We start from the raw sequence: 18,632 nt of genomic DNA on the forward strand, positions 1-18,632 counted from the left end.
TGTAAGGATTATTTTTGTATAGTGTTTAATTTGTTCAGCTCTTCCATGAACTGAGGTAATGCTTCAAAGAGATCTGCTTCAAGTCCGTAATCTGCAACACTGAAAATCGGAGCTTCACCATCTTTATTAATTGCAACAATAACTTTACTTTCTTTCATGCCCGCTAAATGCTGAATTGCTCCTGATATTCCAACAGCTATGTATAAATCTGGCACAACAACTTTTCCAGTTTGCCCAACTTGATGATCATTGCTTATATAACCTGCATCAACTGCAGCTCTTGATGCTCCAATAGCTGCCCCAAGCTTATCAGCAATTTCTGTAATTAATTTAAAGTTATCTCCACTTTGCATTCCTCTTCCACCTGATACAACAATTCTAGCTGTACCAAGTTCAGGTCTATCAGATTTAATTTCTTCTCTTTTTACAAATTTAGTATTTGAAAATTCTTCACTAGCATCAACTTTCTCAATTGGTGCTGAGCCTCCTGAGCTTTCACAAGGTTCAAATGAAGTTGGTCTAATAGTTACACATTTTTTTGCATCATTACTTTTAACTGTTGCAAAAGCATTTCCGGCATAAATTGGTCTAACAAAAGTATCAGATGATATTACTTTGATAATGTCACTAACTTGTGAAGTATCAAGATGAGCTGCAATCCTAGGCATTAAATTTTTACCAAATGTATTTGCTGAACAAATAATATGAGAATAATTTTCTGCTAGTTTAACCACAACCGGAGCAAAATTTTCTGCAGTGAAATTTTCATAGTGTGGTGCTTCAACACTTAACACTTTTTTAATTAATGGAAGTTCTGATAATTGTTTTGATGCCTCTGCACTATTATTTCCAATTATCACAGCATGAACTTCACTATCAATTTGTGAAGCAGCTGTAGCTGCATTTAATGTAAATGGTCTTAACTCTTTATTATTATGTTCTGCTATAAGTAAAACAGCCATTATATTACCTTTGCCTCATTTTTTAATTTTTGAACTAATTCTGCTACATTAGCCACTTTTATACCCGCTTTTCTTTTTGGTGGCTCTTCTACTTTAATTTGCTCTACTCTTGGAGAAGTATCAATACCTAGATCAGATGCAGAAATTTCTTCAATTGGTTTTTTCTTCGCCTTCATAATGTTTGGAAGAGAAGCGTATCTTGGTTCATTTAGTCTTAAATCACAAGTTACAATAGCAGGAACATTTATTTCAATTGTTTCAAGTCCCTCATCAATTTCTCTAGTAACTTCTAGTTTATTTTCTTTTACATCAATCTTTGATGCAAAAGTTGCTTGTGGCCAATTTAATAATGCGCTCAACATTTGACCTGTTTGATTACAATCATCATCAATTGCTTGTTTTCCCATAAAAACTAAATCTGGTTTTTCTTTTTCAACAACTTTTTGTAAAATTTTTGAAACAGCTAAAGGTTCTAGTATTCCATCTGCTTTGACATGAATTCCTCTATCTGCTCCAACCGCTAAAGCCTTTCTAACAGTTTCTTGAGCTTTTTCTTCACCTACAGTTATTGCAACCACTTCCGTTGCCTTTCCTGCTTCTTTAATTTTTACTGCCTCTTCGATTGCATTATCATCTGGTGGATTAGTTGACATTTTTACATTGTCTGTAACTACACCAGTGCCATCCTCTTTAACTCTTATTTGAACGTTGTAATCAATAACTCTTTTTACTGCTACTAAGATTTTCATTAAGCTCTCAACAAATTATTTTCTGAATCGTATGGACTTTCATCTAAAACGGTAGCGTCATACATTTCACCTAATATATCAACTTGTAATTTGTCACCCACATTAGAACAATCAGGCTTTACCATTGCAAGAGCTATTGATTTATCTAATCTAAATCCAAACTCACCGCCTGTTGCTCTTCCAACAACTTTACCGTCTTTAAATATAGGATTATTTCCTAGAACATCTGCATCTTTAGTATTGTGAACTTCTAAAGTTACTAATTTATTGTCAAAACCTTTTTCTCTCCATTTATTAAGTGCTTCTAAACCAATAAAGTTTCCTTTATTTGGATGAATAAATCTGTCTAGTCCAGACTCATAAGGAGAATATTCAATCGATAATTCTGTTCCAACCAACTTGTAAGATTTTTCTACTCTTAAACTATTCATTGCTCTAATACCGAATGGTTTAATTCCTAAATCTTTACCAGCTTCCATTAATTTATCAAAAATATGATTTTGATACTCGATTGGATGATGAAGTTCCCATCCAAGTTCACCAACAAAATTTACTCTCATGGCATTAACTGGCGCATATCCTACATTCACATTTTTTGCTGTAAGCCATTTAAAGTTTTCATTAGAAAAATCATCTGTTGAAACTTTTTGCATTAGTTGTCTTGCTTTAGGGCCAGCAACTACCAATACGCCTGTACTATTTGTTAAATCTTCAAAAATTACAGATCCATCATCTGGCATCCATTTTTGAATCCAGTCATGATCTAATCTTAAATTAGCTCCAGCTGATACTAAATAGTAACTATTCTCTGCTTCTTTCATGATTGTAAATTCAGAATGCACACCACCTTTGGTATTTAATGCATGACATAGATTTATTCTTCCAATCTTTTTTGGAAGTTTGTTTGCAACTAAATAGTCTAAAAACTCTTCAGCTTTAGGTCCTCTTATCCTGCATTTTGCAAAAGCAGTCATGTCTAAAAGACCAACATTTTCTTTTACATTTTGACACTCTTTTTTAATTGCATCAAACCATTTTGATCTTCTAAACGACCAATCATCTTTTTGTTCCATTCCATCTGTTGCAAAAAAGTTGGGTCTTTCCCATCCAAATTTTTGTCCAAAAACTGCTCCTAAATTTTTCATTCTTTCGTAACATGGAGCTGTTCTTAAAGGTCTTGCTGCAGGTCTTTCTTCATCCGGATAGTGAACTATAAAAACATGACTGTAAGCCTCTTCATTTTTAGCTTTTAAATAAGATTTTGTTGCATAGTTTCCATATCGTCTTGGTTCAACACCCAGCATATCAATTGTTGGTTCACCATCTACAATCCATTCAGCAAGTTGCCAACCAGCACCACCTGCTGCAGTTATTCCAAAACTATGACCTTCATTAATCCAAAAATTCTTTAATCCCCAGGCAGGTCCAACAATTGGATTTCCATCAGGTGTATAACAAATTGCTCCATTATAAACTTTCTTAACTCCAACTTCTCCGAAAGCTGGAACTCTATGTATTGCTCCTTCAATATGTGGTGCTAATCTATCTAAATCTTCTTGAAATAATTCGTATTCAGAATTCTTTGATGGTCCTTCTACATAACATGCTGGTGCACCATCTTCATAAGGTCCTAAAATTAATCCACCCGCTTCTTCTCTCATATACCATCTACTATCGCTATCTCTTAAAACTCCCATTTCTGGTAAACCGTCTTTTTTTCTTTGTTGAATTAAAGGATGTGGTTCGGTTACGATGTATTGATGTTCAACAGGAATAACTGGGATATCTAATCCAACCATTTCACCAGTTTGTCTTGCAAAATTTCCAGAGCAAGAAATTACATGTTCACACTCTATTGATCCTTTATCTGTTTCAACAATCCATCCATCTTTTGTTTGTCTCATTGATAGAACAGTTGTGTTTCTATAAATCTCTGCTCCCCTATTTCTTGCACCAGTAGCTAAGGCTTGTGTTAAATCTGCTGGTTGGATGTATCCATCTTCTGGGTGTTGAATTGCTCCAACTAAATCATCTGTATGACATAGAGGCCAAATTTCTTTTACTTGTTGTGGAGTTAAAAATTTTACATCTACTCCAATCGTTCGAGCAACACCTGCGTACTGATGATACTCATCCATTCTATCTTTTGTACTTGCTAAACGAATATTTGAAACAACACTAAAGCCAACATTTTTTCCAGTTTCTTCTTCTAAAGTTTTATAAAGATTTACTGCATACTTGTGGAGTTGTCCTACAGAGTAACTCATATTAAATAACGGCAATAAACCTGCAGCATGCCAAGTTGAACCTGAGGTTAATTCTTTTCTCTCAACAAGCACTACATCAGACCAACCTTTTTTTGCTAAATGATAAAGAGCACTGACACCAACTACACCACCACCAACTACTACGACTTTAGTTTTTGTTTTCATTTCGTGATTCCTACTAAATTTTTATTAGTAACGAAACAAAAATGTATCTGTGGATAATCAAATTGAGCTGCCGAGTGGAATTGGACTTGAGACCATTGTGGTCAACCAGCAATCTTTTAAAACTCCTTCGTCTGTATATTTTTCAACCTGCCAATTGAACTTGTGATAAATTTTGTCTTTATCTAAAATAATGACCTCAAATTGGGCCCATTTGTCACTACTGCCAAGCTCTGTGATGGTGTGACGTAGATGATTAATCATCATTTTATAGGAGGCTCCTTTGATCATTCGCTTAAAATTATCTAGAGGTCCTGTAACTCTTTTATTATTTGGGTGAGCAAAGGTCCAAGTTTGCTCTATCCCTCTATCTTTATATTCTAAATCATTTTGTTTAAGACCATTAAGTTGAATTTCAACAACTTCTTTTGGAGTAATATTTTTGTTTGGATTTACCAGTTCTGAAAATGAATAAACAGTAGTTAATAATAGGATTAATAAAGTACTAAATATTATTCGCAGTTTTTCTAACATCTTCTAAGAACTCTTGTCTTTTTGAGTCGCTTACAAAAGGTACTGCAAAATATCTTCTGTAGGTAATGTTATATATGCCACACATATGAAATACCCCTCTTTTAAGTCTTCTAATCGGTAAATTTAAAAAAAATGTAGTGATAGCTAGTCTTGGTGAACCATATGTACAAAAAATTACCGCTTTCTTTTTTCTTAAATTACCAATTGGATAACCATAGTTTCCAACTAGTTGTTTAAATCTAAATGCCCATGGTGGCGCCAATACTTTATCAATCCACCCTTCAACAATTGCTGGCATTCTAAAATTCCATATTGGTGCAACTAATACAATTGTATCACACTCTTCTATTCTCTTACGATGGTCTAAAACTTCAGCACTTGGATCTTCTCCAGCAAATACAGGATCAAATTTTTCTTTGTATAAGTCTACAACGTCTACTTTGTTACCTTTTAATTCAGAATGTTTTATGAATTCATTTTTAATTGCTGCGTTAAATGAATTGTCATTATAGTGACCATAAACTAGGAAAATTTTTTTCATGATTTTTAATTAACAAAAAAAATCAAAAAAACTATAAAATTATTGTTTATTCTGAGGTTTTGTACTTACTATTGTTAATTATATAGACAAATAAAATAGGCAAAATAAGTGTAAGTAAAGTTACTACAATTAACAATATCCCAAGTTCTGAATAATCAGCAGTTGTTTGAATTTCACCTGAAACTTTATCTTTTACTTCTCTAGTAACTGTAAAAATTTGATTTAAATATTTTGTTCCTAAAGCACTTGCTGAAAGAGCCAAATTTGTAAAAGAAGCAAATACTGCAAAAAAAGTTGCTTTAAGATGTGAAGGGGCATTTTTAGCAATCCATGCCAATAAAGGAATCATTGATACCTGTCCCAATGGAGACTCTAAAGCTGTGTTAAGTATAGCTATAAATTTAGCATCAACTACACCACCTGTTATTGAAGCAGTCCAATTATGAAATCCATAATACATTCCAACACTTGGTAAAAATAAAATTGCACCAGCTATACTTAATACAACAATAATTTTTGCAATTGAGTTATTAGCCATAAATGGTCTCAATAAAACAATTCCAGCCAATGTTAAAATTGATGCCAGTAAAGACAAAATTGAAAAAAATTGTTCGTTAAAACCAAGTTCATCAATTTCAAACCACGTTAGACCAGGACCAGGACCAGGCATTGCTCTAAATATAAATATAATTACTGCAGTACCAACAATTGTTAACCTTAAATTCTCTGGCAACTCTTTTATGAGTTTAAACATCAAAAATAAAATTATAATAACTGAACCAATGAAAACAATTTCTTGTGCAAAGGGAACTTTGAAGGATCCAATTGATAAAGTAAAAATAACAAAAATTAAGCTTCCGCCAAGGATCCACCAGTTAATTTTAGTTTTTTCAGATCCTCTTTCCTCTTTAAATTCAAGTCCTTTAGATTTTAAATTTTGAATTTTCTTATTCCTCAAATATTTTGCTAAAAATACTCCTAAGATTGAAACAACAGGAATAACTAACGCATACAAATAAATTTTACCGTATAGAGTAATTTTAGCAGCCTGTTCTAGGCTGTCTACATCTCTAAATAAAATTACATTCACCAACGCAACTAAAACAGTGCCTCCAATAATTGCAAAACGACCAAGGGTTTGCATTGTTGTATGCATAATTTTAACTTGATCTTTGCTGTAATCATTTCCACTCTCATCAGTTAATGGTACAGCTTCAACAGTCATGGCATCAGCAACGACATCTTGAATTACATAACCAACAGGTGCTAAAATTACGCTAATCACAAACCAAGTCTCAACTGTGAAAATTTCAGACATGTCCTCTGTATGAATTATAAGTCCATACATAATCAGCAAACTTAAAGCGATTAAAGAAGCGCCAAAGTAAACCATATAATTTTTTCTATCCCATATAAGATCAACCAAGTGTCCTAAAGGCATTTTTAATGCCCATGGAATTCCAGCCCAGAACCCAAGCCCCGCTAAAAATGCTGCAGATAAATTTAAGTAGTCTTTAACAAAAAAAGTTCCAACTATTCCAGTTAATCCAGAAATACCAGCCGCAACATAAACCATTAAAGGAGGCAAATAAGTCCATTTAAATTGTCGACCTAAATCTAAAAAAGTGCTGTCTAAAAATTTTAAAACTTTACTCATAAGAATTATTGCTACTCATTATAGACAATTAAGAAAAATTATAAATTTATCTTAAAGAGCTTAAATTGAATGATTTAACTAAGTAAAATCCTACAAACATTGAAATAACAAAAGTTATTGAGTAAATATTCAATAAAGCAACAGAAGTTATAGCAGGACCAGGACATAATCCACCTAATCCCCATCCAGCACCAAATAAAGCTGAACCTAATATTAATTGATTATTAATTGTTTTGTTATTTGAATAATTAAATTTCTCTGCAAGTAATGGTTTTTCTTTTTTCTTAATTATATGAAACAAAGGAGACGAAACAACTAAAGCTCCCATCATCACAAATGCAAGAGAAGGATCCCAATTTCCAAATAAATCTAAAAAGCCTAATACTTTTGCTGGATTAACCATTTCAGATATCACTAAACCGATACCAAATATTATACCTGAAAGAAGGGAAGCTAATTTGTTCATAATAAATTTTTTACAAATACAGTTAATATTCCAACAATCATAAATGTAATTGTTGCAACAATTGATCTTAAAGAAAATCTTCCAATACCACTTATACCGTGGCCACTTGTACAACCACCACTGATCCGTGTTCCGATTCCAACCAACAAACCAGCTGCTATCATCAAGACATAAGAATTAGAAATACTAATGTTTATTCCTCCATTAGAAAATAAGGAGTAAATAAATGGTGCAATAATTAAACCTAACAAGAATAATAAATTATCAAATTTATTTTCTTTCTCTGTTAACGCATTACTTGCAATACCACTTATTCCTACTAAACGACCGTTCAGTAAAAAAAATACCACTACTGCTAATCCAATTATCAATCCACCAGTAAAAGCCGGTATTGGTGCAAAATTTACTATGTTCATAAAATTAATTACTCAAAACAGGAAAAGCCTGTCTTACTTTTAAAAAAAATTTTTGATATTCCATTTTGGTACATTTGTTTTCTATATATTCTATATTATTTTTTTCTACAAGTGACTTGGCATTTTCATCTCTTATTCCAAGTTGTAACCATAATACCTTAGCACCAATTTTCACTGTATCTTCAGCTATACCAAAGGCTTCTTTAGAAGGTCTAAAAACATCTACAATGTCTATAGGATCTTTAATCTCTGTTATCGAAGCATACACTTCCTCACCTAAAATTTTTTTACCCTTAGCTGATGGGTTAACTGGATAAACTTTATAACCATATTCTTGCATATATTTCATTACAATAGTTGAGGGTTTTTTTAAATCATTACTGACACCAATCATTGCTATAGACTTAGAATTTTCTAAAATCCTCTTTATGTCGCTCATTTTATTATTTGTTTTCTTTTTTAATTTGTTCCTCGCAGAATTTTCTTGCTTCTTCCAAATCAGTAATTTTAGTCTCAGATAATTTTTGACTTCCTGCAATACAAGCATCCACTGCTCTTTTTAAATTATGATCTTTAAAATTTAATACAAAGTACATTCCAAAAATAACAAACAAAATAATGAGTATATTTTTTTTGTTCTTCATTATTATTTATCTTTCCAATTTGGTTGTCTTTTTTCTAAAAAGGCCGAAATACCCTCTTTGGCATCCATTGCCATCATATTAATAGTCATCATTTTGCTAGTGTACGCATAGGCTTTTCTTAAAGGCATTTCTAATTGCTTATAAAAAGCCTGTTTTCCAATTTTAATGGTCAAATTAGATTTGGATGCAATTTTTTTTGCTACTTTTAAAACTTCATCGTTTAATTTTGATTTAGAAAAATGATCATTTATTAAACCAATTTCTTTTGCATAAGTTGCTTTGATAGGTTCTCCTGTTAAAAGCATCTCCATCATTGGTTTACGATTAATTTTTCTACTAACCGCCACCATTGGTGTACTACAAAATAATCCAATATTTACACCTGGTGTTGCAAATAATGAGTCTTTAGTACTATATGCAAGATCACAACTTGCAACTAACTGACAACCTGCTGCAAAAGCTGCACCATGAACCTTAGCAATAACTGGTTTTTTTCCCTCAACAATTTGCAACATAACCTTGGAGCAAAGATTAAATAACTTTTGATATTTATCTTTATTCTTAAGACTTCTAACTTCTTTTAGATTGTGACCAGCGCTAAATCCTTTACCTGCACCCTCTATGATTATTACTTTAGTTTTTTTATCAGCATCTAATTTTTTTAATGATTTTAATAAATTGGAAAGATTTTTAAATGAAAGAGAATTATATGTTTTTGGTTCATTAATTATTATTGATGAAATCTCAGAATTAATTCTCTTTATTTTAATATTACTAGTCATTTAATCAGTTAATCCATCGGATCTAGCTTGATTTCTTTCTATATGAATTGGTAAAACTTTACCATAAATTGCTTTTGAGTGTTCTGGGGTATTTACTCTATAAGGATCTAAGACATAAGCAGGAATACACATATATCTAGATTTTTGACCTTCTACTTTTGTTACTCTATGCAAAGTAAATCTTCCTTTAAAAATTTGAAGATCCCCTGGTTCTAATTTAAGCTGTCTTACTCTTGATCGATCTCCTTCTAAAACTTTTTTAACCTCATCAAAATTTTCGTTTCCTGGCGCTCTAATATTTGGACAATATTCAAAAACACCTCCTTTTTCAGGTTTCTGTATCATCAAACTTAGAGTGAATTCACAACTATCAAAATGCCAAGGAAGAATTCCATCAGGTTTCATAACATTATACGCATGACAAGCCAAAGGGTCTGCCCATCTATAAATAGGGGAAATACCTAAGCATGCAGAAACAAATTTTAAAAGTTCTTCAGTTTCATAAAGATATTTCATTTCTGAATTTTTTGGAAAGCAATCTGAATTTAAATATCCATTATACCTTTCCATAAAATTTCTCTTTGGATGTTTTTCAGGTAAACTTGGATCATCTTTAGCATAAAGATATGCATTAATGCTTTCTTTAGACATATAAACTTCATCAAGTTGTTTTTCTAATTCCAAATTCATTACCTCTAAAGATTTAGGTAAAATAAAATTTGGAATAGTTGAACAACTATATTGGTCTAATTCTTCCTTACATTTTTTTACTAAATTTTTAATGATTGGAGAATTTAAATCATGAATAGGATATTTTTTTAAATCGACAATAGTGTTTAATCTATCGTTCATTAAAGGTTATTTTAATTTACCCTCTTCTCTCATTTGAGCTCTAATTTTAGTAGCTGAAATTTTTTGAGTTTCTTCATCTAAAACTATTTCCTCAATTTTGTAACCAACACCTCTTCCGTAACAAATATTTGTAATATTAGGAACCAACATAATTTTAAATTGACCTTCAAATTCAGGATTTAATCTTTCTTCAATATTTTTTTTTACAGTTTCAAAATCAAATGGATTGTCATCCACTCCTTGTACATCCCTTATTTGAATACTAACTTGTCCTGTTTTTTTAATTATTTCTTTAAACAGTTTATAGTGCCCATCATGAAAGGGTTGCCATCTTCCTAACATTTGTGCTGTAGGTTTTTTATTATCCCATTGATATGTCATTTTTTAATCTCCTCAATTATTAAAGGTGCCCATTTCTTAGCATCCTGAGTTGTTACATGATAGTCAAAGTTTTTTGGATTAACGAACATTTGATTGGTATCTTCAAATCTACCTTTCTTTATCGTATCTACCCAAATTCTAAAATCTGCTGGAAACAAACTTCTTGCCTCCGGTGTAGGAGCAACAAAATCTGCAATTACATAATGACCCTCAGCTTTTAATTTAAGAGCAAATTCAGCCATTCTTTTAGCTTGTCTTACTCTACCTTCCTCTGAAAAATCCCAATCATCAGCTGCTTTTCTAACTTCATCAGCATTTAATCTTTTTGCATTTAAATGAGGCGCCATTTCATTTGCTAAAGTTGTTTTACCTGCACCAGGTAATCCCATTACTAAAATTATTTTCATTAAATATCTTCTAACGGATGATGGGACATTAATTCAAGTCCATTTTCACCAATTAAGTATTGTTGCTCAAGCTTGACACCTTCTTTACCACCTACTTTACCTATATAGCTTTCAACTGTTATAGTCATATTTTTTTGAAACATTCCACTTCGTTCACCACCATCTGTTGGATATCTAATCGCAGGCCACTCATCGCAAAGACCTATTCCATGTACCATTACAGAGTATCTATTTGGGTAGTAATCTTCAGGTAAAACCCATGATTTATCTGTGAATTCTTTAAAAGATAAACCATCTTTAATTAGTCTTGAATTGTAATCTATTTGTTCAACAGCCATTGAATATAGCTTTTTTTGTTCTTCATTAAATTTGTTGCCAACTACAAATGCTCTAGAAATATCTGCACAGTATCCATAGGGTCCTACCATGTCAGTATCAAAAGCAACTAATTCACCATCTTGAATAACTTTGTTTCCACATTCTTGCATCCAAGGATTTGTTCTTTCTCCTGATGCTAACAATCTACACTCAATCCATTCGCCATAATTTTCTATATTTGTTTGATGAAGAATTGACCATAATTCATTTTCTGTCATTCCTGGTTTTAATTGTTCTCTCATTTTAACTATGCCCATTTCAGCAACATCTATTGCTGATCTCATACATTTAATTTCTTCAGATGATTTAATTACCCTTGCTTGTTCTAAAATTAATTTAGCATCAACCACTTGAATTTGTTCTTTATTTAACGCTGAAACTGCAGGACCATTTAAAACATCAATGGCAATTTTTTTTGATTTAAAATATGATTTAGATAAATCTTTAACTTCATTAATCCATTTTTTTAATTGTACTTCAGATTGATCACCGTTACTAAAATAATCCCAAGTTATTGCAGGTCTCAATTCGTCTATAAGATTAAGATGTTCAGATAACTTTTCGCAATTAAAATATTCATAAAGAATTACAGGGCCATTAACTGGAACAAAGCAGTATCGAGTTAAATTATGCATATTATAAACACTCATGTTTACTGTGTCTAATGCATAACGAACATTTACCGGATCAAATAAAAAGCATGCTTCTAAATTATTTTTTTCTAACTCTTTCCTGACTCTATCTAAACGATATGATCTTAGTTTATCAAAATCTATTTCGTCTTCTCTTAATCTTTTTTTGGTAATAAAATTCTGTTTTGGTTTAAATTCTGGAGCTATTTTTCTACTAAATCTCATTTTGTAACTTTATAAATTCCTAACCATGCATTTACATTTTTACTAGCAATGTAATCTGATTTGAAGAAATCTTTTTCTTCCCACAATTTGTTCTGTTTAAATTGATCTATTTTAGTATCAAAACTATATTTCTTAAAAATACCCTCATTTATAGTGAAACCTATATAACCACCTGACTTAGTGATTCTTAAAAACTCATCTAAAGCATTATTTTTGACATGACCAAATGTGAAGGTTCCAACGCATAACACACTATCATAAGTATTATCTGCTTCAGGAATTTCTTTATTTAAATCTAATTTACTTAATTTTTTGTAAAGATTTTTTGGAACTGAATTTAAAAGATCTTGCGATAAATCTATTCCATGAAAATTATTAAACCCAAATTTCTCTAATTCTTGCGCAACTAGCCCTGTACCACAACCTGCATCGAGTATTAATGCATCTTTATTTTGCTGATGTTTTTTAAAAGCTGCAGCTGTTTCTTTTGGACCTGTATAATTCCAATCAATCATGTCCTTATTATATTTGTTATTTTCAGCCCAATCTGCGTAATAATTCATCACGTCTTCTGTTTTGTCCAACTTATAAATGTTTAAATTTTTAGATACGTCTTTTTCTTGATCAGGCATTAACTTCTCATTTTTTGACCACTTGGATCATAAAGTGGTTCTTTAATAATTGAGCAATTAAATAAATCTCCATTTATCTCTACTTGCACTTTATTTTCAGATTTAAATTTATCCTGATCTACAAAAGTAAAGGCAACACTCGTGTTTACAAAATGTGCAAAACCACCTGAAGTAACGTAACCTATACTTTGATCTCCATTCATAACAGCTTCATTATTTGTTACATCAATATCATTAGTTTCAACAATTAAAGGTATAAGTTTGTTTGAAGAGTTTTCCTTTTGTGCATTTTCTTTACCTATAAATTCTTTATCCCAATTGATAAAAACATCTAATCCTGTTTCTTTAGCAGTAAAATCTGGTCTATAATCTAATGTCCAAGCTCCCCAATTTTTCTCAAGCCTCATCGACATTAATGCTCTTCCACCAAAGGGTTTAATATTAAATTCTTTTCCAGCTTCAACTAGTTCTTCGTATAATTTTAATTGATAATGAGGTGCTACATATATTTCGTAACCAAGTTCTCCGGTAAATGAAATTCTATTTACTAGTGCTGGAACTCCACCAACAAACATTCTTCTCGAGTCTCTAAACTTAAATTTTTCATTTGAAACATCATCTCTTACTATTTTTTCTAAAACCTTTCTTGAATTAGGTCCTGCAATTGATAATCCATGAAACTCATCAGACCTATTTTTATAATTTAAATTAAATTTATCTAAGTGACTTTCAAACCAACGTCTGTGCATTTCTTGAGCAGCACCAGATCCAAATACCATAAATTCATTTTCATCCAAACAAGCAACTGTTAAATCTCCACACAATTTTCCTCTATAAGATAACATTGGTGATAAAGATATTCTTCCAGGTTTTGGAAGTTTTCCAGCCATGATGTAATCTAAAAATTTTCTAGCGTCAGGTCCTTTGAATTCATGTTTTGAAAAATTCGCAACTTCAATCAAGCCAACATTCTCTCTTACATTAATAACTTCTTTTGAAACATAATCATGTGATCTTGATCTTTTTATTGTTGGTTCTTCATGAGCGTCTTCTTTGTTGTTTGCAAACCACAAAACATTTTCTAATCCAAAACTATCTCCCATCACAGCACCTTGATTAACAAAACGATCATAAAGAGCTGTTGTTTTTTGTTTTCTTCCTTTTGGTAAAGTTTCATTGGGAAAAGTCATAATAAATCTTCGTTCATAATTTTCTGAGGATTTTATTGTTCCGTATTGTGGTGATGCATAATCTCCAAAACGAGCAACATCCATTGCCCAAACATCAATGGAAGGCTCACCATCAATAATCCATTCAGCAATACATTTTCCAACTCCACCCCCTTGGCAAAAGCCAGCCATCACACCAACTGCAACCCAATAATTTTTCATTCCAGGTACAGGACCAATCAAAGGACTACCATCTGGACCAAAAGTAAAAGGTCCATTAACTATATTTTTTATTCCTGCACGCTCTAAGGCAGGCATTCTCTCAAACCCAATTGCTAATCGATCTTCAATATTATCTAATTTCGGTTCCAATAATTCATGACCAAAATTCATTGGTGTCCCTTGTACTTTCCAGGGAGTAGATTTTGGTTCATAAGTTCCAAGCAACATTCCTTTTCCTTCTTGTCTAAAATAAATATTTCCCTCAAAATCTGTTCCGATAGGCAATCTTTGGTCACCCATTGCTTCAATTTCTGGAATAGGTTCTGTAATCAAATAATGATGCTCCATTGGTTGAACTGGAAGATTTAATCCTGCTAATTGGCCAACTTCTCTTGCCCACAAACCACCTGCATTAATTACTATTTCAGCATTAATGTTTCCTTTTTCAGTAAAGACATCCCAGGTTCCATCTTCTTTTTGTTTGGTGTCTTTAACAACTGTATGAGTGTAATATTTTCCACCATGAACTTTTGCAGCTTTTGCAAAAGCATAAGTAACACCTGATGGATCAACTTCACCATCAATAGGATCCCATAAAGCTAGCAGATATCTTGAAGGATCAATTAAAGGATGTTTCTTTTTCACTTCTTCTAAAGAAATAAATTCTTGGTCAAGTCCCATGTATCTTGCTTTTGATCTTTCTCTCTTTAAATAATCAGCCCATACTTCATTTGATGCTAAGTAAAAACCTCCACTAGGTTTAAATCCTGTTGAATGACCGGACTCTTTTTCAATCTCTTTATATAAACCAATTGTGTAAGCCATCATCCGAGAGATATTTGGGTCAGAAGAAATTACATGAACATTTCCAGCAGCATGCCACGAAGAACCTGATGTTAATTCATTTCTTTCAAGTAAAATACAATCTTTTAATCCAAATTTAGATAAATGGTAAAGAATAGAACACCCAACTACACCGCCACCTATGATTACAACTTTGGCATGCTTTTCCATTAATATTTAATTTCTTTATTTACTTTTTTTAAAGATTTATCAGTACCATGATGAAAATGTTTGCTCATGTCCGGCATGTATTTCATTGAAATTGGTTTTTTACCAATTGCAACAGACATTTCTCTGACATGATGAGCTTCAGCACCACAACATATACCAATAAAATTTATTTTATTCTGAACACAATCTTTTGCAAATTCTGCCATTTCAAATCTGTTGCAAAATAAATTATCTAAAGCTACAGGAAATGCATTTCCACCAGGAATACAATCGCAACCATGATCAGTAATATTTAAAAAACCAGGTTCTTCCTCAGTAGTTCTGTAAGGAACTGGAAGACCTGACACATGACAAGAAACTTTGTCTCTAACTTTTTTTAAAAGTTTCATTGTCATCTCTGGTCCTCTGTAACAATTTAATCCAACTACATCAGCACCTAGATCTTCCATCATCTTACATGCATCTTCAGCACTGTGTCCTTCTCTAGTTTTATCACCTCGTGGAATTGCAAAATTACAAACTGCAATTAGCCCAGCGTCCTTAATTGCTTTCAAAGCAATTTTCATTTCATCAGTCCAACTAATTGTTTCAGCAATAACAAAATCAACTCCAGCTTCTTTTGCCCAAGCAACTTGTTCTTCATACATTTGTTGACATTGTTTGTGAGTATTTGCATCACCAGGATCAAATACGTTTGTGTTTGCAACATCTCCACAAACCATCAAATCTAAATCTTTAAACTCTGCAGCAGCATCTTTTGCAATTTTAAGAGCACCTTTTTGCATAGGTTCTAACAAATGTTCTTTGCCAATTATTCTTAGCTTTTCTCTATGACCATAATAAGTAAATGCCTGAACTACATCTGAACCAGCTCTGATAAATTCTCTATGTAATTGGGTTACTACCTCTGGATGCTCTAAAACAACTTCAGGAACAAATGGACCTGCTGAAAGATAACCTCTTCTTTCCATTGCAAAAAGGTATCCTTCTGCACACATGATAGGACCCTCATTTAACCTTGTAATTAAATCTTTTTTCATAATTTATCCTTTCATTTTGTTAAATTTGTTGCAACCCATTTGTGAAACATCAAAGTAGGTGTATCCATTACAGGTGAAAAATTTCCACCATTATAAGCAGGTGAGCTTCGCCCTTTTTGCATTCCTTCAATTGCAGTTACATCTTCGTTCATAACCTCTTGCCAAAATGCAAAATTTTTTTCTCTAATTCCTTTAAACTCATCGCTCGAAGCGCTTTCATCTCCGATATAATATAATTCAAAGTGTTCTTTTGTCTGATTGTTTGAAATTGGTTCTAACCAAAATGCATAAAAATGATCTATGTGAATTCCCAACATTACATTTGGGTATAATGATACGTATTCAGATTTTTCAGATACTTCGCTTGGCCAATTAGGAAAACATTTAAATTTTATATTCCCATCGAACTGTTGTGAATATTTATCACTTCCTTGTCCAGAGAAATTAAAATTTTCATCTTCTATATGATAATGATCTGCAATATTTGAAACTCTATTCAGCTCTGGATGTATCCATGGCAAATGATAGCTTTCGCAATAATTCTCTATAGCAAATTTCCAATTACTATTTACGGTCATATTAAAGTAACCATTGTCAGAAGCATGTCTTATTAGTTGTTGATCTTTTTTAGAAATAAACTTAGACCATCTATCTTCTAAAGGTTTAATAAATTCCTCAAATGGTTTTGCGTTAGAATTTATGTTGATGAAAATTAAATCCATCCAAACTTTTGATCTTATTTCTTTAAGGTTGCTATTATTTTTATCAAATCCTTCTACATTATGTTTTCCTAATCCTCCTATATGAGGAGTAACAGTTAATTTACCATTAAAATCATAAGACCAGGAATGATAAGTACATCTTATTACATTTTTTAATTTACATTCTTGGTCAACTAATTTGAAACCTCTGTGACTACAAACGTTATGAAAAACTTTTATCTCATTATCTTTGTTTCTGACTATTAATATTGGAATATCTAAAAGATTAAATGGCTTTGCATCACCAGGATTTGGAACCGAGCTTGCAACACCAACCATCGTCCAATTATTTTTAAAAACTTTTTCTTTTTCAAATTCTAAATAATCGTCATTCAAATAACACTCATTAGGTAATCCATGAGCTTTCTCTATAGGATTTTTAACGACTTCAATTTTTTTAGGATCTAAGATGTCTGATAATTTTTTATTTAAATTCATAAACCTCCTTTAATTAATTAAAAAATTAATTTAGGTTTAAAAATTACGACTCTCTAATAATGATTTGCTGAAAAACTGTTTTACAATTTAAAATATAAACAAACTCTTTGAAAAAAAAATTTGCTGAAAATTTCATTTAAAAACCATAACTAAATTTAATGAATATTTAAAGACAATTTGACTTCAACTTATAATTGAATTTAATTTGCAATATTTCTCTCAATATGTTCAATTTGATTTTTAAATGAATCAAATATTGGGAGATATAATGAAAATTAAAAGAATACTTCTTTCCCTAGCAGTTGTTTTTGGTCTTACTTCTTTTGGAAGTGTAGCTAATGCTGCTTGTGGAAATATAACTATCGCTAATATGAACTGGGCCTCAGCAAACTTTATGGCTGAAGTTGATAAAATTATATTAGAAGAAGGTTATGGATGTTCTGTAGAATTGGTTCCAGGTGCAACAATGCCTACATTTACATCTATGCAAGAAAAAGGTGAGCCAGATGTTGCTCCAGAATTTTGGGCTAACGCTGCAATAGTTGCTTTGAATAAAGCTGTTGATGAAGGCAAAATGCATTCAATTAATACAGCTCCAATAACTGGTTTAGGTGAAGGTTGGTGGGTATTACCTGCTACTCTAGAAAAGCATCCTGAACTAACAACTGCTGCTGCAATTTTAGAAAGACCAGATCTATTCCCTCACCCTGAGGATCCTTCAAAAGGTGGTTTCCACATTTGCCCTCCTGGATGGAACTGTGAATTAAGTAACAGGAATCATTTTAGAGCTTGGGGCATGGAAGAAAAAGGTTGGGCAATTGTTGAAACTGGTTCTGCTGCAGGACTTGATGGTTCAATTGCTAAAGCTGCTGAAAGAGGAGAAAATTGGTTTGGTTACTATTGGTCACCAACAGCTTTAATCGGAAAATATGATATGAGAGCTGTAGACATGGGTGAATGGGGCGGTAAAGATAACTGGGACAACTGTATAGTTTTACCAGAACAAGAATGTGCTGACCCTAAAAAAACTTCATGGGTTAAATCAGAAGTTTTCACTATCGTAACAGATAATTTCAAAAACACAGCTGGAAGTTCTGGTATGGATTATTTCAAGAAAAGAACTTATCCTGGTCCAGTAATGAACGGTATGTTAGTTTGGATGGGTGAAAACCAAGCAGAAGGTGCTGATGCTGCAATTGAATTCCTAAAAACACAAGAGGGTGTTTGGTCTAAGTGGGTTTCAAGTGACGCTGCTGCAAAAATTAAAAAAGCACTTTAATAAATAAAATTATCGAACCCGT

The 18,632-nt window shown here is 32.1% G+C and carries 20 protein-coding genes; 1 reads left to right on the plus strand and 19 read right to left on the minus strand.

What is annotated here, in order from left to right:
- Positions 1 to 8: 8 nt before the first annotated feature.
- Genes ACTTBO_RS06550 through ACTTBO_RS06640 form a run of 19 tightly spaced genes read right to left on the minus strand, consistent with a single transcriptional unit; the run spans position 9 to position 17,331 of the window.
- Positions 9 to 962, minus strand: coding sequence for an electron transfer flavoprotein subunit alpha/FixB family protein (locus tag ACTTBO_RS06550; protein WP_440656904.1), 954 nt, complete (start codon positions 960 to 962; stop codon positions 9 to 11).
- On the minus strand, positions 962 to 1,711 hold the full coding sequence (locus ACTTBO_RS06555) for an electron transfer flavoprotein subunit beta/FixA family protein (RefSeq protein WP_440656905.1): 750 nt from the start codon (positions 1,709 to 1,711) through the stop codon (positions 962 to 964). The genes ACTTBO_RS06550 and ACTTBO_RS06555 overlap by 1 nt, the downstream gene beginning before the upstream one ends.
- Positions 1,711 to 4,143 carry a GcvT family protein gene (locus ACTTBO_RS06560; RefSeq protein WP_440656906.1) on the minus strand — a complete coding sequence of 811 codons (2,433 nt, stop codon included), beginning with the start codon at positions 4,141 to 4,143 and terminating at the stop codon, positions 1,711 to 1,713. Before ACTTBO_RS06560 ends, ACTTBO_RS06555 begins: the two co-directional genes overlap by 1 nt.
- 57 nt (positions 4,144 to 4,200) lie before the next feature.
- On the minus strand, positions 4,201 to 4,674 hold the full coding sequence (locus tag ACTTBO_RS06565; RefSeq protein ID WP_440656907.1) for a hypothetical protein: 474 nt from the start codon (positions 4,672 to 4,674) through the stop codon (positions 4,201 to 4,203).
- Positions 4,646 to 5,215, minus strand: coding sequence for an NAD(P)H-dependent oxidoreductase (locus ACTTBO_RS06570; protein ID WP_440656908.1), 570 nt, complete (start codon positions 5,213 to 5,215; stop codon positions 4,646 to 4,648). Before ACTTBO_RS06570 ends, ACTTBO_RS06565 begins: the two co-directional genes overlap by 29 nt.
- A gap of 46 nt (positions 5,216 to 5,261) precedes the next feature.
- A complete protein-coding gene (locus ACTTBO_RS06575) occupies positions 5,262 to 6,872 on the minus strand; it encodes a hypothetical protein (protein ID WP_440656909.1) in 1,611 nt (536 codons plus the stop codon).
- A 46-nt stretch (positions 6,873 to 6,918) separates the two neighbouring features.
- On the minus strand, positions 6,919 to 7,338 hold the full coding sequence (locus tag ACTTBO_RS06580) for a DUF6691 family protein (RefSeq protein WP_440656910.1): 420 nt from the start codon (positions 7,336 to 7,338) through the stop codon (positions 6,919 to 6,921).
- A complete protein-coding gene (locus ACTTBO_RS06585) occupies positions 7,335 to 7,754 on the minus strand; it encodes a YeeE/YedE family protein (RefSeq protein ID WP_440656911.1) in 420 nt (139 codons plus the stop codon). The genes ACTTBO_RS06580 and ACTTBO_RS06585 overlap by 4 nt, the downstream gene beginning before the upstream one ends.
- Positions 7,755 to 7,758: 4 nt before the next feature.
- A complete protein-coding gene (locus ACTTBO_RS06590) occupies positions 7,759 to 8,193 on the minus strand; it encodes a CoA-binding protein (RefSeq protein WP_440651635.1) in 435 nt (144 codons plus the stop codon).
- Between the two features lie 4 nt (positions 8,194 to 8,197).
- A complete protein-coding gene (locus ACTTBO_RS06595; RefSeq protein WP_440618199.1) occupies positions 8,198 to 8,398 on the minus strand; it encodes a hypothetical protein in 201 nt (66 codons plus the stop codon).
- Between the two features lie 2 nt (positions 8,399 to 8,400).
- On the minus strand, positions 8,401 to 9,180 hold the full coding sequence (locus tag ACTTBO_RS06600) for an enoyl-CoA hydratase (protein ID WP_440656912.1): 780 nt from the start codon (positions 9,178 to 9,180) through the stop codon (positions 8,401 to 8,403).
- The gene (locus ACTTBO_RS06605; RefSeq protein WP_440656913.1) at positions 9,181 to 10,032 is read right to left on the minus strand and encodes a HalD/BesD family halogenase; all 852 of its coding nucleotides are present in this window, start codon (positions 10,030 to 10,032) and stop codon (positions 9,181 to 9,183) included.
- Between the two features lie 6 nt (positions 10,033 to 10,038).
- A complete protein-coding gene (locus tag ACTTBO_RS06610; protein ID WP_440656914.1) occupies positions 10,039 to 10,413 on the minus strand; it encodes a cytidyltransferase in 375 nt (124 codons plus the stop codon).
- Entirely contained in the window at positions 10,410 to 10,820 is a 411-nt protein-coding gene (locus tag ACTTBO_RS06615; protein ID WP_440634391.1) for an AAA family ATPase, read from the minus strand. Before ACTTBO_RS06615 ends, ACTTBO_RS06610 begins: the two co-directional genes overlap by 4 nt.
- Positions 10,820 to 12,055 carry a M24 family metallopeptidase gene (locus ACTTBO_RS06620; protein WP_440656915.1) on the minus strand — a complete coding sequence of 412 codons (1,236 nt, stop codon included), beginning with the start codon at positions 12,053 to 12,055 and terminating at the stop codon, positions 10,820 to 10,822. Before ACTTBO_RS06620 ends, ACTTBO_RS06615 begins: the two co-directional genes overlap by 1 nt.
- Entirely contained in the window at positions 12,052 to 12,687 is a 636-nt protein-coding gene (locus ACTTBO_RS06625; RefSeq protein WP_440614132.1) for a class I SAM-dependent DNA methyltransferase, read from the minus strand. The genes ACTTBO_RS06620 and ACTTBO_RS06625 overlap by 4 nt, the downstream gene beginning before the upstream one ends.
- Positions 12,687 to 15,092: a GcvT family protein gene (locus tag ACTTBO_RS06630; RefSeq protein WP_440656916.1), complete on the minus strand. Its 2,406-nt coding sequence runs from the start codon at positions 15,090 to 15,092 to the stop codon at positions 12,687 to 12,689. The genes ACTTBO_RS06625 and ACTTBO_RS06630 overlap by 1 nt, the downstream gene beginning before the upstream one ends.
- Entirely contained in the window at positions 15,092 to 16,132 is a 1,041-nt protein-coding gene (locus tag ACTTBO_RS06635) for a homocysteine S-methyltransferase family protein (protein WP_440634387.1), read from the minus strand. The genes ACTTBO_RS06630 and ACTTBO_RS06635 overlap by 1 nt, the downstream gene beginning before the upstream one ends.
- Positions 16,133 to 16,143: 11 nt before the next feature.
- Complete coding sequence (locus ACTTBO_RS06640) at positions 16,144 to 17,331, minus strand: aromatic ring-hydroxylating oxygenase subunit alpha (protein WP_440656917.1); 1,188 nt, start codon at positions 17,329 to 17,331, stop codon at positions 16,144 to 16,146.
- Positions 17,332 to 17,599: 268 nt separating this feature from the next.
- On the opposite strand from ACTTBO_RS06640, the gene ACTTBO_RS06645 reads away from it, so the two are divergent.
- Positions 17,600 to 18,610 carry a glycine betaine ABC transporter substrate-binding protein gene (locus ACTTBO_RS06645; protein WP_440656918.1) on the plus strand — a complete coding sequence of 337 codons (1,011 nt, stop codon included), beginning with the start codon at positions 17,600 to 17,602 and terminating at the stop codon, positions 18,608 to 18,610.
- Positions 18,611 to 18,632: the final 22 nt, after the last annotated feature.

Origin of the sequence: Candidatus Pelagibacter sp. HIMB1509 (genome assembly GCF_052047855.1) — a bacterium.
Lineage (GTDB): Bacteria > Pseudomonadota > Alphaproteobacteria > Pelagibacterales > Pelagibacteraceae > Pelagibacter.

Coding starts and splice junctions, on each gene's coding strand:
- ACTTBO_RS06560 (WP_440656906.1), bottom strand. CDS start 4,143: ATGAAAACAAAAACTAAAGTCGTAGTAGTTGGTGGTGGTGTAGTTGGT.
- ACTTBO_RS06550 (WP_440656904.1), bottom strand. CDS start 962: ATGGCTGTTTTACTTATAGCAGAACATAATAATAAAGAGTTAAGACCA.
- ACTTBO_RS06630 (WP_440656916.1), bottom strand. CDS start 15,092: ATGGAAAAGCATGCCAAAGTTGTAATCATAGGTGGCGGTGTAGTTGGG.
- ACTTBO_RS06585 (WP_440656911.1), bottom strand. CDS start 7,754: ATGAACATAGTAAATTTTGCACCAATACCGGCTTTTACTGGTGGATTG.
- ACTTBO_RS06620 (WP_440656915.1), bottom strand. CDS start 12,055: ATGAGATTTAGTAGAAAAATAGCTCCAGAATTTAAACCAAAACAGAAT.
- ACTTBO_RS06570 (WP_440656908.1), bottom strand. CDS start 5,215: ATGAAAAAAATTTTCCTAGTTTATGGTCACTATAATGACAATTCATTT.
- ACTTBO_RS06615 (WP_440634391.1), bottom strand. CDS start 10,820: ATGAAAATAATTTTAGTAATGGGATTACCTGGTGCAGGTAAAACAACT.
- ACTTBO_RS06600 (WP_440656912.1), bottom strand. CDS start 9,180: ATGACTAGTAATATTAAAATAAAGAGAATTAATTCTGAGATTTCATCA.
- ACTTBO_RS06625 (WP_440614132.1), bottom strand. CDS start 12,687: ATGCCTGATCAAGAAAAAGACGTATCTAAAAATTTAAACATTTATAAG.
- ACTTBO_RS06580 (WP_440656910.1), bottom strand. CDS start 7,338: ATGAACAAATTAGCTTCCCTTCTTTCAGGTATAATATTTGGTATCGGT.
- ACTTBO_RS06640 (WP_440656917.1), bottom strand. CDS start 17,331: ATGAATTTAAATAAAAAATTATCAGACATCTTAGATCCTAAAAAAATT.
- ACTTBO_RS06590 (WP_440651635.1), bottom strand. CDS start 8,193: ATGAGCGACATAAAGAGGATTTTAGAAAATTCTAAGTCTATAGCAATG.
- ACTTBO_RS06610 (WP_440656914.1), bottom strand. CDS start 10,413: ATGACATATCAATGGGATAATAAAAAACCTACAGCACAAATGTTAGGA.
- ACTTBO_RS06605 (WP_440656913.1), bottom strand. CDS start 10,032: ATGAACGATAGATTAAACACTATTGTCGATTTAAAAAAATATCCTATT.
- ACTTBO_RS06555 (WP_440656905.1), bottom strand. CDS start 1,711: ATGAAAATCTTAGTAGCAGTAAAAAGAGTTATTGATTACAACGTTCAA.
- ACTTBO_RS06575 (WP_440656909.1), bottom strand. CDS start 6,872: ATGAGTAAAGTTTTAAAATTTTTAGACAGCACTTTTTTAGATTTAGGT.
- ACTTBO_RS06595 (WP_440618199.1), bottom strand. CDS start 8,398: ATGAAGAACAAAAAAAATATACTCATTATTTTGTTTGTTATTTTTGGA.
- ACTTBO_RS06565 (WP_440656907.1), bottom strand. CDS start 4,674: ATGTTAGAAAAACTGCGAATAATATTTAGTACTTTATTAATCCTATTA.
- ACTTBO_RS06645 (WP_440656918.1), top strand. CDS start 17,600: ATGAAAATTAAAAGAATACTTCTTTCCCTAGCAGTTGTTTTTGGTCTT.
- ACTTBO_RS06635 (WP_440634387.1), bottom strand. CDS start 16,132: ATGAAAAAAGATTTAATTACAAGGTTAAATGAGGGTCCTATCATGTGT.